The organism is Streptomyces sp., assembly GCF_036566765.1.
Taxonomy (GTDB): domain Bacteria; phylum Actinomycetota; class Actinomycetes; order Streptomycetales; family Streptomycetaceae; genus Streptomyces.
In genome coordinates this window covers 1-14,462 of the sequence record NZ_DATCVQ010000191.1, presented here as the reverse complement: position 1 = coordinate 14,462, position 14,462 = coordinate 1, and the positions used below count along the sequence as shown (strand labels likewise).

Here is a 14,462-nt window from a genome sequence, read left to right as displayed (position 1 = left end):
CGCGCCGGCGACGGCGACGGTCACCCCGGTCCAGAACGCGGCGTGGAACGGCCAGCGGGCGTCGCCGATCGCGAACCACTCGGGGGCGAGGGCCTGGTCGACGAGCTGCCGGGCGAGTTCGGGCGCGGCCCACGCGCCCAGCGCGCAGCCCGCGGCGGACGCGAGGACTCCGACGCCGGCGGCCTCGGCGAGCAGCAGTCGGCGGACCTGGCCGGGGGTCGCTCCGGCGGTGCGCAGCAGCCCGAACTCGCGGCGGCGCAGCGCCACGGCGAAGGCGAAGGTCGAGGCGACGACGAAGACGGACACGAAGGACGTGACGCCCCCGGAGGTGCCGAGCAGCGAGTTGAGGGCGACGAGCGCGTGGGCGTCCCGCTCGGGGTCGGGGTCGGCGAGCCGCCGGTCGATCCCGGTGAGGACCTGGGCGCGGTCGCCGACGAGCGTGCGAACCTGCTCGGCGGGGCCGTGCACGCCGACGGCGTCGGGGCCCCCGGCGACGGTGACCTGCCAGCGGGCGCGCAGTTCGGTCAGCAGGGCGGTGTCCACAGGGTGTGGACGGTCGAGCCGCTTGGCGACCTGCGCGGTGTCCGGCCCGCGCCGTACGTCGACCTCTACGGCGTTCCGCCCCATAACGACGACGGGCGCGGCGGCGAACCGCTCCGGCTGCCGCTCGGGCGCGTGGAACGTGGACGCGAGCCCGAGCCCCATGGCAGTGAGCATCCCGACGCCGAGCGCGAGCGCGACGAAACTCCCGACGAAACCGGCCCAGCGGGTCCGGAGCCCGGACAGCGCGACGATCAGCATCAGTGGCCTCCCGCCTGGCCGGCGGTACGGAGCGACCCGGCAGCGGCTTCCTGCGGGAACCCCGCATCCGTCTCCAGCGTTGCCATGCGCATAGCGACCTGTTGCGCCGTCGGGGACGTCAGCTCGTCGTGGACGCGCCCGTCGACGAGGAAGACGACGCGGTCCGCGTACGAGGCGGCGACCGGGTCGTGGGTGACCATGACGATCGTCTGGCCGTCGTGGTCCACCAGTTCCCGCAGCATCGCGAGGACGTCCCGGCTCGTGGCCGTGTCCAGTGCGCCGGTGGGCTCGTCGCCGAAGAGGACGGCCGGGCGGGTGATCAGGGCCCGCGCGATGGCGACCCGCTGCTGCTGCCCGCCGGACAGCTCGCCGGGCCGGTGCCCGGCCCGCGCGCCCAGGCCGACCCGCTCCAGCGCGGCCCGCACCTCGGCCCGCGAGGGCCGGCGGCCGGCCAGGCGGAGGGGGAGGGCGACGTTCTGGGCGGCGGTCAGCGACGGCAGCAGGTTGAACGACTGGAAGACGAACCCGATCCTGTCCCGCCGCAGCAAGGTCAGACGTCGCTCGCTGAGCCCCTCCAGAGCCACGTCGCCGACCTCGACCCGCCCGGAGGTGGGCCGGTCGAGCCCGGCGGCGCACTGCAGCAGGGTCGACTTCCCGGAGCCGGACGGGCCCATGACGGCGGTGAAGGAGCCGGTGGGGAAGGCGAGATCGACGCCGTCGAGGGCGCGTACGTCGCCGTAGAAGCGGCGGAGTCCGGTGAGGCGTACGGCTGTTGAGGTCATGCCTCAAGGCAACCGTCTCCGGCGGCCGTGATCACGACCACTGGGGGGCGTCCTGGGGGTAGGGCAGGCCCTACCCCCAGGGCCCTTCATTACTTGATGCCGGCGAATTACTGGATGCCGGCGAAGGACTTCCAGCCGGTGCTGATCTTCGCGCCGGAGCCGATGGCGCCGGTGCCGGTGCCCGCGTACCGGTGTCTTCTGTTGGTGCTCTTACGCAACGTAAGTCCTCCCCCTCCTACGGATGCGCGCGCGACAGTAACAGTCGCCCTGGGAGACGATGGAAGCGGTTTACGTATGAGCGAGGGGTGACGTGAGCACGGTTCAGAAGGCGTTCGAGGCTTTGTACGCGGAGGGCGACCACGCCCTCGACGCGGCGGCCTCGCTGCTCGCCGCCGACAAGGGCGCCGACGCGGAACTCGCGCGCCGCGGCGAGGAGTTCGTGCGCAAGGCGTGGGAGCGCGGGTGGCAGCCCGCCGACCTCATGCGCATGGTCCGGCGGGAGCTCGAGGAGCACCATCTGCGCCTGCTCGCCGGGCTCGTCGTCGCCGAGACGCGCGGCTACTCCGCCCTGCCGCCGCGCTGGGACGCGCAGCTCGCCGAGCTCCCCGCCGAGCTCTGGCGGGCGGACCGGTTCTCGTACGCGACCGCCGTCCTGGAGCTGTACCGGGTCCTCGTGCGGCTGCCTTCCCTGGAGCCGGTCGGGCCCGTGCCGGGTGACGCGCTGTTGCCGCCGCCCACCGCAGGCGAGCCGCGCATCCTGACCCGCGTACGGGCCCTGCTCGCCAAGGCGGAGGGGACGACCTTCCCCGAGGAGGCCGAGGCGTTGACCGCCAAGGCCCAGGAGCTGATGGCCCGGCACAGCCTGGACGAGGCCGGGCTCGCCGCCCGCCGACCGGATGCCGCCCGCGAGACGCCGGGGGCCGTACGGATCGGGGTGGACGCGCCGTACGAGACCGCGAAGGCGATCCTGCTCGACGCGGTGGCCTCCGCGAACCACTGCCGGGCCGTGTGGAACGAGCCGTACGGCTTCTCGACCGTCGTCGGTTTCGAGGCGGACCTGGAGCCGGTCGAGCTGCTCTACACCTCGCTCCTCGTGCAGGGCACCGCGGCGATGACCCGCGCCGAGGCGGCGCAGCGCGCCGGCGGGCGCAAGCGCACGAAGTCCTTCCGGCAGTCGTTCCTGCTGGCCTACGCGAACCGGCTCGGCGCACGTCTCGCGGCTACCTCGCGCCGCGTGGCCGCGACCGAGCCGACGCTGCTGCCCGCCCTGGCCTCCCGCGAGGTCGCGGTGACCGAGCGGGCGGACGAGATGTTCCCGGAGACCCGCACGACCCGGGTCCGCGCGGCCTGGGACGAGGCCGGCTGGAGCCACGGCACCTCCGCCGCCGACGCCGCCGCCCTGCACCCGGGCCGCCCCGAGGTGCGCCCCTAGGGGAGCCTGATCTACAGAGACGGAGACGGAGACGGAGCGGCAGGCGGAGACGCAGACGCCGACTCCGACCCCGACGGCGACGGGCCCGCCTCCGGGCCCGCCTCCTTCAGGGTGTCCTTCGTGCCGCTCTTCCAGGAGACGACGAGGGTCGTGCCGTCGTTCGACTCGATGGTCCCCTCGGTCCGCTGGGTTCCGCCGTCGGTGCAGGTCAGGCGCAGGGTGACGGGTCCCGTCAGCTTGCCCTGGCAGACCTGTGCGTTGGCGATGACCACCGCGTGCCGCTTGCCGATGGACAGCCCGACCGGCTTCCCGTCGGTGATCCCCGCCCAGGACCCCTCCAGTGCGGGCGGCGCCGAGGGGGTGGGGGCCGCGGACGCCGGCGCGGACGACTGCCCCGCCGACGGCCCGGGGCTCGCTGCCCGGTCCCCCGTGGGCTTCCCGCCCGCGCTGCACGCCGACAGCGCGAGGGTCGCGGCGGCGATGCTCACCACGACGGTGCTCCGGTACGTCGAGAACATCGCGCCAAGCTACCAAGCGGTAGCCGAAAAGGGGACCACCCCCGACCACCCCGACAGGCCTCCCGACCACCCCAACAGGCCTCCCGACCACCCAACAGGCCCCCCGACCACCCCGACAGGCCCCGCCGACTCGCCCGAGCCGCCACAGACGCCCGCGAGATGGCACTCTTGAGCTACTCGCACGTAGGCCGCCGGGACGCGGGGCGGTTGAGACTCCGGAGCGGGGTAGACGCACGGTGGCGTAGTCGATACGCCACCCCGCGTGCACGTGCATCTGCTCATGCATTGGCATATGAACACAGCTATGATCCGAGACAGTTGACACCTGCACCAAACGTCTCGGGGAGCTACCAGTGCATCACGCGCACCACGCGTACAACGGCATGGCAGCCACGGAGCTGCAGGGTGTCGTCTGGCAGAAGAGCAGGCACAGCAACTCCCAGGGGTCCTGCGTGGAGTTCGCGAAGTTGCCGGGGGGAAACGTCGCGGTGCGCAATTCGCGCCATCCCGACGGGCCGGCGCTCGTCTACACGCCCGCCGAGATCGAGGCGCTGCTGCTGGGCGTGAAGGACGGGGAGTTCGACCACCTCGTGTGAGCCGCGCGGGCTGCCCCGTGCTCGCGTCGCACGCGAAGCCCCGCGCCCCCCTCGCACGCGAAGGGCCCCGGCGACCGATGTCACCAGGGCCCGTACGTGTCTTTACGTCCGCCCGCTACTCCGGCCCCAACCGGAACAGCGCCCACACCACCTTGCCCTGGAGCGTCCCCGCCAGCGGGTGCCAGCCCCAGCTGTCGCTGAACGAGTCGACCAGGAACAGCCCGCGGCCCGACTCGGCGGCGAAGTCCTCGTCGCCCGCGCGGGCTTCAGGGCTCTCCTGGCTGGGGTCGCGGACGGCGCACACCAGCCGGCTCGTCCAGCGCATCAGGTGCAGGCGGACCGACGGGCACTGGCCGTCCTCGTGCGGGGCGTCGGCCGGGAGTGCGTGGCGCAGCGCGTTGGTGACGAGTTCGGAGACGACCAGGGCGACGTCGTCGAAGCGATCGTGGAGATCCCACTGGGTGAGCGTCGACTGCGTGAACTTCCTTGCCCCGCGCACCGCTTCGTAGCGGGGTGGCAGGGCGCAGGAGGCGGAGCTGGAGACGGCTGCGGGATCGATCGGCGGAAGCCCCTGCCGTAACGGCTCGAGCATGGTCGATCCATTCGTCCCCATGCGAGGCACTCCCGGGAATCGCGGCTGTGGTGCTACAACACGAACGAGCACGCAGGTGCGCGGGGTCCATGGTTCCGAATGCGACCATCGGATGCAAGGGCAGATGCACGTGCACGCGCCGGACCTGTCCCTCCCCGTGCCGTTTGTTGTGCATATCTTCTGCCGACCACTTTGGCGCTCCGGCCGAAGAGGCCCTCTTTCCGTAATCGAATGTGTACGGGCTGAAGCGTTTTGGTGGCAGAATCCGGGGCTCGGAGAGCTCGGGGGTTGCTCCCGTCAGAAACCAACCGACGCGAAGGGGAGGCCGGAGCCGTGACCGCAGGCGAAACCGGCGGGACGAGCGGGAGCGTCGTGCGACGCATACTGCTGGGCTCACAGCTCAGGCGGCTGCGTGAGTCGCGTGGCATCACGCGCGAGGCGGCCGGCTACTCGATCCGTGCATCCGAATCCAAGATCAGTCGTATGGAGTTGGGAAGGGTGAGCTTCAAGGCCAGGGACGTCGAGGACCTCCTCACCCTGTACGGCGTCAGCGACGACATGGAGCGCGGCTCGCTGCTGGGCCTCGCACGCGAGGCCAACGTGGCGGGGTGGTGGCACAGCTTCGGCGACGTGCTGCCCGGCTGGTTCCAGACGTACATCGGCCTGGAGGGCGCGGCCTCGCTCATCCGGATCTACGAAGTCCAGTTCGTCCACGGCCTGTTGCAGACCGAGGCGTACGCGCACGCGGTGGTCTCCCGCGGCATGCCCGACGCCCCGCACGCCGAGATCGAGCGCCGGGTCGCGCTCCGCCTGGAGCGGCAGAAGGTGCTGGTCTCGGAGAACGCGCCGCGCTTCCACGCCGTGCTCGACGAGGCGGCGCTGCGCCGCCCGTACGGCGACCGGTCCGTCATGCAGGGCCAGTTGCGCCATCTGATCGAGATCTCCGAGCACCCGAACGTCACGCTCCAGGTGATGCCGTTCAGCTTCGGCGGGCACGCAGGCGAGAGCGGCGCGTTCACGATGCTGAGCTTCCCCGAGTCGGACCTGTCGGACGTGGTGTACCTGGAGCAGCTGACCAGCGCCCTGTACCTCGACAAGCGCGAGGAGGTCGCCCAGTACGCGCGGGTCCTCGAGCGGCTCCAGGAGGAGAGCCCGGACTCGGAAGGCAGCCGTGATCTTCTCCGCGGTCTCCTTCAACTCTCGTGAGACATAAGTACGATGACGTGACGTCAGTGCAGTCGTGTTTCCGATGTCCGCCACCGCGGTCAGGGGGTCTCGTCGTATGTCCTACTTCAGCGAGCTGGCACACCAGTTCATAGACGGCGAATGGAAGCCGGGCAGCGGCTCGTGGGACATCATCGACTTCAACCCGTACAGCGGGGAGAAGCTGGCGTCCATCACCGTGGCCACCGCCGCCGAGGTCGACCGCGCGTACCGGGCCGCCGAGCGCGCGCAGACCGCGTGGGCCGAGACCAACCCGTACACGCGGCGACTGGTCTTCGAGCGGGCGCTGCGGATCATCGAGGAGCGCGAGGAGCAGATCGCCGAGACGATCGTCGCGGAGCTCGGCGGTACGCGCCTGAAGGCGGCCTTCGAGCTGCATCTGGCGAAGGAGTTCCTGCGCGAGGCGATCCAGCTGGCGCTGCGTCCCGAGGGCCGGATCCTGCCCTCTCCGGTGGACGGCAAGGAGAACCGCGTCTACCGGGTGCCGGTCGGCGTGGTCGGGGTGATCAGCCCCTTCAACTTCCCCTTCCTGCTGTCTATCAAGTCGGTCGCGCCGGCCCTCGCGCTCGGCAACGCGGTGGTCCTCAAGCCGCACCAGAACACGCCGATCTGCGGCGGCACGCTCGTCGCGAAGGTCCTCGAGGACGCGGGCCTGCCGGCCGGTCTGCTCAACGTGGTGGTCACCGACATAGCGGAGATCGGCGACGCGCTCATCGAGCACCCGGTCCCGAAGGTCATCTCCTTCACCGGCTCCGACAAGGTCGGCCGGCACGTGGCGACCGTCTGCGCGGCCAACTTCAAGCACGCGGTGCTCGAACTCGGCGGCAACAGCGCCCTGATCGTCCTTGACGACGCGGACGTGGACTACGCGGTGGACGCGGCGGTGTTCAGCCGTTTCGTGCACCAGGGGCAGGTCTGCATGGCGGCCAACCGGATCCTGGTGGATCGCACGCTGGAGGCGGAGTTCACCGAGAAGTTCGTCGCCAAGGTGCGCACGCTGCGGGTCGGCGACCCGACCGACCCGGCCACCCACATAGGGCCGCTCATCAACGGCCAGCAGGCGGAGGCGGTCTCCTCGCTCGTCGACCAGACCGTGGCGGAGGGCGCCACGGCGCTGCTGCACGGCTCCGTCGAGGGCAACGTGGTCTCCCCGTCCGTGCTGACCGGGATAGCGCCCGACGCGCCCGTCCTGAGCCAGGAGATATTCGGCCCGGTCGCGCTGATCGTGCCGTTCGACGGCGAGGAGGAGGCGGTGCGGATCGCCAACGACACGCCGTACGGGCTGAGCGGCGCCGTCCACACGGGTGACGTCGAGCGCGGCGTGCGGATCGCCAAGCGCATCCACACCGGCATGATCCACATCAACGACGGCACCGTGCACGACGAGCCGATCGTGCCCTTCGGCGGCGAGAAGCACTCCGGCGTCGGCCGGCTCAACGGCGACTCGATGATCGACGCGTTCACCACCCAGAAGTGGATCTCGGTGCAGCACGGCCGCAGCCGCTTCCCGTTCTGAGGTTCCCCAGGAAGTCGAAGAGACGGGACCCTTGAGGACAGAAGCTGTCCTCAAGGGTCCCTAACGTAGTGGGTGTCGAGAGGGCACAGGGCCCTCTGACTCGGAAGGCGGACACCATGGTTGCTCTCGTTCCCGTAGAGGCCCCCGGCGACGAGCGCGGCGCGTTCCTCAACTTCGTCGAGGCGCAGCGCGCGGCCCTTCGCCGCGTGGCCCTCGGCCTCACCGAGGAGCAGGCGGCGAGCCGCCCCAGCGCCAGCGAGCTGAGCCTCTCCGGCCTGATCAAGCACGTGGCCGAGGTCGAGCTGAACTGGCTGCGCCTCGCGCAGCAGCGGCCGAACGAGCGGCAGCGCACCCAGGAGACCTGGGGCGACGCGTTCCGGCTCGTCGACGACGAGACCATCCCCGAGATCCTGGCCTTCTGGGACGGCGTGGCGAAGGAGACCGAGGAGTTCGTGCGGACGGTGCCGAGCCTGGACGACACCTTCCCGCTGCCGCCCGCACCCTGGTTCCCGAAGGACGGCCGGGTCAGCATGCGCTGGATGCTCCTGCACCTGGTGCAGGAGATGGGCCGGCACGCCGGGCACGCGGACGTCATCCGGGAGTCCCTGGACGGGCAGACCTCCTTCGAGCTGATCGCCCTGGAGAAGCAGGGGCAGCAGGGCTGAGCCCCCCGGATGCGGCCGCCCCGTACCCTAGTCAAAATTGATTAGGGAGGTGGTGGGGATGTCGGCGATCCGGCTCCTCGTCCTGGGCGCGGTCAAGCAGCATGGACGCGCGCACGGCTACCAGGTCCGCAACGACCTGGAGTACTGGGGCGCGCACGAGTGGTCCAACGCCAAGCCCGGCTCGATCTACCACGCGCTCAAGCAGATGGCCAAGCAGGGCCTGCTGCGCGCGTACGAGATCGCGCCGAGCACGGCCGGCGGCCCGCCGCGCGTCGAGTACGAGCTCACGGACAAGGGCGCGGAGGAGTACCTCACGCTGCTGCGCGAGGCGCTGACGACCTACGACCAGAAGATGGACGTCCTCTCGGCGGGCATCGGCTTCATCGTCGACCTGCCGCGCGAGGAGGCGGTGGAGCTGCTGCGCCTGCGGCTGCGGGCGCTGGACGAGTGGCGCGCGGCGGTGACCGCGTACTACACCCCGGAGGGCGGGCCGGGGCAGCTCGGGCACATCGGCGAGATCATGCACTACTGGGTGCACACGGCCGACGCGGGCAAGGAGTGGACGCTCGGCCTGATCGAGCGGATCGAGGGCGGGGCCTACGTGTTCGCGGGGGAGGGCGAGCCCTTCGTCGGGGTGCTCGCCGAGGGGCAGGAGAACCCGTTCGCGACGGGCGGCGAGGGCGACGCCTCAGCGGGCGAGGGCGACGGCCCGCCGGGCGAGGGCTACACCTCGGCAGGCGCGGACGATGACGGGGACAGCTAGCTAATCAAGTTTGACCAATCGACTCCGAGGGCTTACCTTCCCCCAGTGGTCAAATTTGACTACCCACTTTTCGGGAGGTGTCGGATGACGGACGCGATCGTCGTCGAGGGCGCGCGGAAGCGGTACGGGGACAAGCAGGCCCTGGACGGACTCGACCTGACCGTGCGGCGCGGCACGGTCCACGGCCTCCTCGGGCCCAACGGCGCGGGGAAGACGACCACGGTGCGGATCCTGGCCACCCTGCTGCGCCACGACGAGGGCGTGGTGCGGGTGGCGGGGCACGACGTACGGACGCAGGCGGACCAGGTCCGGCGGCGGATCGGGCTGCTCGGCCAGCACGCGGCCCTCGACGAGGAGCTGGGCGGCCGGCAGAACCTGGAGATGTTCGGGCGGCTCTACCACCTGGGCGCGCGGCGCGCCGGGGAGCGGGCCGACGAGCTCCTGGAGCGGTTCGGGCTCGCGGACACCGGGCGCAAGGCGGTCAAGCAGTACAGCGGCGGCATGCGGCGGCGGCTCGACCTGGCGGCCTCGCTGATCACGGAGCCGGAGGTGCTCTTCCTGGACGAGCCCACCACCGGGCTCGACCCGCGCGGGCGGGCGGAGGTGTGGGAGTCGGTGCGCTCCCTGGTCGGCGGGGGCACGACCGTGCTGCTGACGACCCAGTACCTGGAGGAGGCCGACCGGCTCGCGGACCGGATCGCGGTCGTGGACCGAGGCCGGGTCGTCGCCGACGGCACGCCCGACGAGCTGAAGTCCCGGGCCGGGCAGGACCGGATCGACGTGGTCGTACGGGACGTCGGCAGACTCGCCGAGGCGGCCGTGCTGCTGCCGGTCCGGCCGGACGAGGTGGCCGTGGACCCGGACCGGGGCCGGATCAGCGCGCCGGTGACCGACCGGATGGGCTCGCTCGCCGAGACGGTACGGGCGCTGGAGGCGGCCGGGATCGAGGCGGAGGACATCGCGTTGCGGCGGCCGACGCTCGACGAGGTCTTCCTGCGGTTGACGGGCGAACCCGCGGGTGCGAGCGACAAGGAGGTGGCCGCATGAGCGCGGCGTACGCAATGAGCGACTGCTGGACCATGACCCGGCGCGAGCTCGCGCACTGGGCGCGGCAGCCGGTGCAGGTCCTGGTCGGCCTGGTCTTCCCCGTGATGATGCTGCTGATGTTCGGCTACCTGGTCGGCGGCGGCCGGGGCGTGGAGGGCGCGTACGTCGACTTCCTGGTGCCCGGGATGCTGACGCTGACCATGGTGTTCGGCCTGGAGGGCACGATGACGGCCGTCACCCGGGACCTCGACAAGGGCGTCATCGACCGCTTCCGCGCCATGCCGATGGCCGACGGCGCGGTGCTCGTGGGGCGGTCGGCCGCCGACATGCTCCAGTCGGCGGTCGGGCTGCTGCTGATGATCGGCGTCGGGTACGCGATCGGCTGGCGCGCGGACGGCGGCCTCGGGCCCTTCCTCGGGGCGGTGGGGCTGCTGCTCCTGCTGCGCTTCGCGATGCTGTGGATCGGGATCTACCTGGCGCTGATCGCCGGGCGGGCGGAGCTGGTGCAGGCCGTGCAGATCCTGGTGTGGCCGATCGGTTTCCTGTCCAACGCGTTCGCGACGCCCGACGCGATGCCGGGCTGGCTGGGCGCGGTCGTGGAGTGGAACCCGATGTCGGCGACGGCGACGGCGGTGCGTGAGCTGTTCGGCAACCCGGGCGGCGCGCCGGGCTGGACGCTCGCGGCCGTGCTCTGGCCGCTGGCGCTGCTCGCGGTCTTCTTCCCGCTGGCGGTACGGCGGTTCGGCCGCCTGAGCAGGTAGCAGGGCGACCCGTCGTAGCCCGTCTAGTGATGGAACGCCGTCGCCGCCCCCCGATCGGCCGTGAACGGGTGCGGCTGGCGGCGCAGTTCGGGCAGGAGCCGGTTCAGGTCCTCCATGAACAGCCCCGCCAGGTCCTCGGAGAAGCCGTTGCGGCAGACGACCCGGAGCACCGACAGGTCCTGCCGGTTGGCGGGGAACGTGTACGCGGGGACCAGCCAGCCGAATTCGCGCAGCCGGCGCGAGACGTCGAAGACGTCGTACGCGGTGACGTCGGCGGCCGTGGTGAAGGCGAAGACGGGCAGCTGGTCGCCTCGGCTGAGGAGCCGGAAGTCGCCCGTGGCCTCGATCCGTTCGGCGAGGCTCCGGGCGACGTCCCGGCTGGTCTGCTGGACCAGCCGGTAGCCCTCCCGGCCGAGCCGCAGGAACGTGTAGTACTGAGCGACGACCTGCGCCCCGGGCCGGGAGAAGTTGAGCGCGAAGGTCGGCATGTCGCCGCCCAGGTAGTTCACCCGGAAGACCAGGGACTCGGGCAGTTCGGCGGGCGAGCGCCACAGCGCCCAGCCGACGCCCGGGTAGACCAGGCCGTACTTGTGGCCGGAGGTGTTGATCGAGGAGACGCGGGGGAGTCGGAAGTCCCAGACCAGGTCCGGTTCGAGGAAGGGCGCGACCATCCCGCCGGACGCGCCGTCGACGTGCACCGGGATGTCGAGCCCGGTCCGCTCCTGGAGGGCGTCCAGGGCCGCGCAGACCTCGCCGACGGGCTCGTACGAGCCGTCGTACGTCGAGCCGAGCACGGCGACGACCCCGATGGTGTTCTCGTCGCAGAGCTCGGCGGCGGCCTGCGGGTCCAGATGGAAGCGCTCGCCCTCCATCGGCACCAGGCGGGGCTCGACCTCCCAGAAGTTGCAGAACTTGTCCCAGCAGACCTGGACGTTGACGCCCATCACCAGGTTGGGCCGGGCCGTGCCCGGATAGCGGTCCTTGTTGCGCAGTGCCCAGCGGCGCTTGAGGGCCATCCCGGCGAGCATGCAGGCCTCGCTGGAGCCGGTGGTGGAGCAGCCGACGCCGGCCGGGTCGGGGGCATGCCAGAGGTCGGCGAGCATGGCGACGCAGCGCCGCTCCAGTTCGGCCGTGCGCGGGTACTCGTCCTTGTCGATCATGTTCTTGTCGCGGCACTCCGCCATCAGCACCCCGGCCTGGGGCTCCATCCAGGTGGTGACGAAGGTGGCAAGGTTGAGCCGGGAGTTCCCGTCCAGCAGCAGCTCGTCGTGGACGAGCTGGTACGCGCTCATGGGCGGCAGCGGTCCGTCGGGCAGACGATGCCGGGGCGGCGCCGCGGTCATGCCGCCGACGGGGTTGGCCCCGCCGTAGAACGGGTTGACGGCGGTCCGGCGCTCCGGCTCGTGCGGACCGTGGTGCAGCGGCATGGGGACTCCTGGGTGAGGGAGGGGCAGGGGCCACGAGCCCACCATAAAGACGTAAATCCGGCATAACATCCCGAGATTCGGGCTTGAACCTCACGTGGCGTGAGGCAGCACGCTGGATTCCGAACGCAAGAAGGGAGCGGGAGACGGTGAGCTATTCCGTGGGACAGGTCGCCGGTTTCGCCGGGGTCACGGTGCGCACGCTGCACCACTACGACGAGATCGGACTGCTCTCCCCGAGCGGGCGCAGCCATGCGGGACACCGACGCTACGACGGCGGCGACCTCGACCGGCTGCAGCAGATCCTGTTCTACCGGGAGCTCGGCTTCCCGCTCGACCAGGTCGCGGCCCTGCTCGACGACCCCGACGCGGACCCGCAGGAACACCTGCGGCGGCAGCACGAGCTGCTCTCCGCCCGGATCGCCGAGCTGACGAAGATGGCCGAGGCCGTCGAGCACGCCATGGAGGCGAAGAAGATGGGCATCAACCTCACGCCCGAGGAGAGGTTCGAGGTCTTCGGGGACAAGGACCCGGAGCAGTACGCCGAGGAGGCCGAGGCCCGCTGGGGCGGCACCGACGCCTACGCCGAGTCCCAGCGCCGCACGGCCCGCTACACCAAGGCGGACTGGAAGCGCATGCAGGACGAGGTCGCCGACTGGGGCAGCCGCTACGACGCCCTGATGGGCGAGGGCGAGCCCTCCGACGGCGAGCGGGCCATGGACATGGCCGAGGAGCACCGGCTGCACATCGACTCGTGGTTCTACGAGTGCGGGTACAAGATGCACACCTGCCTCGGCGACATGTACGTGCAGGACGAGAGGTTCAAGGCGTACTACGACACCATGCGCCCCGGCCTCGCCGAGCACGTGCGCGACGCGATCCACGCGAACGCGCGCCGGCACGGGTACACCCCGGAGGACGCCGCCTAGTCCGTACGGGGGACGGAGCCGCCGTCCCCCGTACGGGCACGTCACACGCCTACACGCGGGGCGAGATCACCGCGGCCGTGCCGTACGCGCACACCTCCGTGCCCACGTCCGCGGCCGCCGCCACGTCGAAGCGGAACATCAGGACCGCGTTCGCGCCGCGCGCCCGCGCCTGCTCCACCAGCCGCTCCATCGCCTGGCTGCGGGTCTCCACCAGGGTCTTCGTCAGGCCCTTCAGTTCGCCGCCGACCATCGACTTCAGGCCCGCGCCGATCTGGCTGCCCAGATGTCGGGAGCGCACGGTCAGGCCGAAGACCTCGCCGATGACCTCCGTGACCTCGTATCCGGGCACGTCGTTCGTCGTGACCACCAGGACGTCGGGGTGCGGGCCCTGCCCGCCGCCGAACTCGTCGATACTCATGGCGACAGACTCACTCCGGAGCGTGCGGCCCGCAAACCCTGCGGCGGCTCCTCGCAAGCCCGGGGCCGCCGGTGGAACCCGGGCCGTTCAGGAAGCGTTGATAGCTTTAAGGCGGCCGAACCGCCCTCACGCGACCCCTGGAGCCCGGAACCCGTGAATACGCTTGCCCTCGGACCGAGCTGGCTGGACCCGGACTACTTGATCCAGACCTTCGGTCTGATCGGTGTCCTGGTCATCGTCTTCGCCGAGTCCGGACTCCTCATCGGCTTCTTCCTGCCGGGCGACTCGCTGCTCTTCACCACCGGCCTGCTGGTCACCACCGGCAAGCTGGACAGCCCGCTGTGGCTGGTGTGCACCCTGGTGGTCGCCGCCGCGATCATCGGCGACCAGGTCGGCTATCTCTTCGGCCGGAAGGTCGGGCCCGCGCTCTTCTCACGCCCGGACTCCAAGCTGTTCAAGCAGGAGAACGTGGAGAAGGCGCACGAGTTCTTCGAGAAGCACGGCCCGAAGTCGCTGATCCTGGCCCGCTTCGTGCCCATCGTGCGGACGTTCACGCCGATCATCGCCGGCGTGAGCCGGATGAACTACCGCTCGTTCCTGATCTTCAACGTCATCGGCGGCCTGCTGTGGGGCGCGGGCGTGACGCTGCTCGGCGCGTCCCTCGGCAAGATCGAGTTCGTGCACAAGCACATCGAGATGATCCTCATCCTCATCGTGCTGATCTCCGTGGTCCCGATCGTCATCGAGTACCTGCGGGCCCGCTCCCAGTCCAAGAAGGCCCAGGCCGCCGAGGGCGGCCAGGCCCCCGGCCCGGCGGGCCAGCGCGGCCGGCACGCCAAGCGCTAGGTGTATTGATCACGAGCGTTGTTGACACCGGTCTGGTCTTGAACATGGCGAAGACCTCCGGTGTGGTGGGAGCTGTCTAGGAACTCACCTCACGGAGGTCTTCGTGGCCCACCGTAATGCCCGGCTGACGGTCTTCGGTAGGAGACTG

Annotated in this window: 16 protein-coding genes; 10 read left to right on the top strand and 6 right to left on the bottom strand. The window is 70.9% G+C overall.

Features of this window, described 5'->3' with window-relative positions; translation table 11 throughout:
- A partial coding sequence (locus tag VIU94_RS10590) for an FtsX-like permease family protein (RefSeq protein WP_331910008.1) occupies positions 1–801 on the bottom strand: 801 nt, incomplete at its 3' end.
- The gene (locus tag VIU94_RS10585) at positions 801–1,583 is read right to left on the bottom strand and encodes an ABC transporter ATP-binding protein (RefSeq protein ID WP_331910006.1); all 783 of its coding nucleotides are present in this window, start codon (positions 1,581–1,583) and stop codon (positions 801–803) included. The genes VIU94_RS10590 and VIU94_RS10585, both read right to left, overlap by 1 nt.
- 310 nt (positions 1,584–1,893) lie before the next feature.
- Between VIU94_RS10585 and VIU94_RS10580 the strand changes: the two genes are divergently transcribed.
- Positions 1,894–3,015 carry a DUF2786 domain-containing protein gene (locus VIU94_RS10580; RefSeq protein ID WP_331910004.1) on the top strand — a complete coding sequence of 374 codons (1,122 nt, stop codon included), beginning with the start codon at positions 1,894–1,896 and terminating at the stop codon, positions 3,013–3,015.
- An 11-nt stretch (positions 3,016–3,026) separates the two neighbouring features.
- Here the strand turns inward: VIU94_RS10580 and VIU94_RS10575 are convergent, their stop codons facing one another.
- A complete protein-coding gene (locus tag VIU94_RS10575) occupies positions 3,027–3,533 on the bottom strand; it encodes a hypothetical protein (protein ID WP_331910002.1) in 507 nt (168 codons plus the stop codon).
- 383 nt (positions 3,534–3,916) lie between these two features.
- Between VIU94_RS10575 and VIU94_RS10570 the strand changes: the two genes are divergently transcribed.
- On the top strand, positions 3,917–4,129 hold the full coding sequence (locus VIU94_RS10570) for a DUF397 domain-containing protein (RefSeq protein WP_331910010.1): 213 nt from the start codon (positions 3,917–3,919) through the stop codon (positions 4,127–4,129).
- 115 nt (positions 4,130–4,244) lie between these two features.
- Here VIU94_RS10570 and VIU94_RS10565 read toward each other — a convergent pair whose 3' ends face one another.
- Positions 4,245–4,742, bottom strand: a complete 498-nt coding sequence (locus VIU94_RS10565) for an ATP-binding protein (protein WP_331910000.1) — start codon at positions 4,740–4,742, stop codon at positions 4,245–4,247.
- 312 nt (positions 4,743–5,054) lie between these two features.
- Here VIU94_RS10565 and VIU94_RS10560 point away from each other — a divergent pair, with 312 nt between their 5' ends.
- The 6 genes from VIU94_RS10560 to VIU94_RS10535 all read left to right on the top strand — a co-directional run bounded on the left by VIU94_RS10560 (position 5,055) and on the right by VIU94_RS10535 (position 10,697).
- Complete coding sequence (locus tag VIU94_RS10560; RefSeq protein ID WP_331909998.1) at positions 5,055–5,927, top strand: Sco1979 family transcriptional regulator; 873 nt, start codon at positions 5,055–5,057, stop codon at positions 5,925–5,927.
- A gap of 76 nt (positions 5,928–6,003) precedes the next feature.
- Complete coding sequence (locus VIU94_RS10555; protein WP_331909996.1) at positions 6,004–7,461, top strand: aldehyde dehydrogenase family protein; 1,458 nt, start codon at positions 6,004–6,006, stop codon at positions 7,459–7,461.
- Positions 7,462–7,577: 116 nt separating this feature from the next.
- Positions 7,578–8,126: a DinB family protein gene (locus tag VIU94_RS10550; RefSeq protein WP_331909994.1), complete on the top strand. Its 549-nt coding sequence runs from the start codon at positions 7,578–7,580 to the stop codon at positions 8,124–8,126.
- A gap of 58 nt (positions 8,127–8,184) precedes the next feature.
- Positions 8,185–8,889, top strand: coding sequence for a PadR family transcriptional regulator (locus VIU94_RS10545; protein WP_331909992.1), 705 nt, complete (start codon positions 8,185–8,187; stop codon positions 8,887–8,889).
- Between the two features lie 84 nt (positions 8,890–8,973).
- Positions 8,974–9,936, top strand: coding sequence for an efflux ABC transporter ATPase subunit, DrrA-related (locus VIU94_RS10540; RefSeq protein WP_331909990.1), 963 nt, complete (start codon positions 8,974–8,976; stop codon positions 9,934–9,936).
- A complete protein-coding gene (locus VIU94_RS10535; protein WP_331909988.1) occupies positions 9,933–10,697 on the top strand; it encodes an ABC transporter permease in 765 nt (254 codons plus the stop codon). The genes VIU94_RS10540 and VIU94_RS10535 overlap by 4 nt, the downstream gene beginning before the upstream one ends.
- Positions 10,698–10,720: 23 nt before the next feature.
- Here VIU94_RS10535 and gad read toward each other — a convergent pair whose 3' ends face one another.
- Complete coding sequence (gad, locus tag VIU94_RS10530) at positions 10,721–12,124, bottom strand: glutamate decarboxylase (protein ID WP_331909986.1); 1,404 nt, start codon at positions 12,122–12,124, stop codon at positions 10,721–10,723.
- 146 nt (positions 12,125–12,270) lie between these two features.
- On the opposite strand from gad, the gene VIU94_RS10525 reads away from it, so the two are divergent.
- Positions 12,271–13,050 (top strand): MerR family transcriptional regulator, encoded by a 780-nt coding sequence (locus VIU94_RS10525; RefSeq protein WP_331909983.1) that lies wholly within the window; start codon positions 12,271–12,273, stop codon positions 13,048–13,050.
- Positions 13,051–13,099: 49 nt separating this feature from the next.
- Here the strand turns inward: VIU94_RS10525 and VIU94_RS10520 are convergent, their stop codons facing one another.
- Positions 13,100–13,468 carry a YbjQ family protein gene (locus VIU94_RS10520; RefSeq protein ID WP_331909981.1) on the bottom strand — a complete coding sequence of 123 codons (369 nt, stop codon included), beginning with the start codon at positions 13,466–13,468 and terminating at the stop codon, positions 13,100–13,102.
- Between the two features lie 153 nt (positions 13,469–13,621).
- Here VIU94_RS10520 and VIU94_RS10515 point away from each other — a divergent pair, with 153 nt between their 5' ends.
- The gene (locus VIU94_RS10515; RefSeq protein ID WP_331909979.1) at positions 13,622–14,314 is read left to right on the top strand and encodes a DedA family protein; all 693 of its coding nucleotides are present in this window, start codon (positions 13,622–13,624) and stop codon (positions 14,312–14,314) included.
- Positions 14,315–14,462: the final 148 nt, after the last annotated feature.

Excerpts from the sequence above, each read along its gene's own strand:
- VIU94_RS10585 (WP_331910006.1), bottom strand. The coding sequence starts at position 1,583 with ATGACCTCAACAGCCGTACGCCTCACCGGACTCCGCCGCTTCTACGGC.
- VIU94_RS10575 (WP_331910002.1), bottom strand. The coding sequence starts at position 3,533 with ATGTTCTCGACGTACCGGAGCACCGTCGTGGTGAGCATCGCCGCCGCG.
- VIU94_RS10570 (WP_331910010.1), top strand. The coding sequence starts at position 3,917 with ATGGCAGCCACGGAGCTGCAGGGTGTCGTCTGGCAGAAGAGCAGGCAC.
- VIU94_RS10565 (WP_331910000.1), bottom strand. The coding sequence starts at position 4,742 with ATGGGGACGAATGGATCGACCATGCTCGAGCCGTTACGGCAGGGGCTT.
- VIU94_RS10555 (WP_331909996.1), top strand. The coding sequence starts at position 6,004 with ATGTCCTACTTCAGCGAGCTGGCACACCAGTTCATAGACGGCGAATGG.
- VIU94_RS10550 (WP_331909994.1), top strand. The coding sequence starts at position 7,578 with ATGGTTGCTCTCGTTCCCGTAGAGGCCCCCGGCGACGAGCGCGGCGCG.
- VIU94_RS10545 (WP_331909992.1), top strand. The coding sequence starts at position 8,185 with ATGTCGGCGATCCGGCTCCTCGTCCTGGGCGCGGTCAAGCAGCATGGA.
- VIU94_RS10540 (WP_331909990.1), top strand. The coding sequence starts at position 8,974 with ATGACGGACGCGATCGTCGTCGAGGGCGCGCGGAAGCGGTACGGGGAC.
- VIU94_RS10535 (WP_331909988.1), top strand. The coding sequence starts at position 9,933 with ATGAGCGCGGCGTACGCAATGAGCGACTGCTGGACCATGACCCGGCGC.
- gad (WP_331909986.1), bottom strand. The coding sequence starts at position 12,124 with ATGCCGCTGCACCACGGTCCGCACGAGCCGGAGCGCCGGACCGCCGTC.
- VIU94_RS10520 (WP_331909981.1), bottom strand. The coding sequence starts at position 13,468 with ATGAGTATCGACGAGTTCGGCGGCGGGCAGGGCCCGCACCCCGACGTC.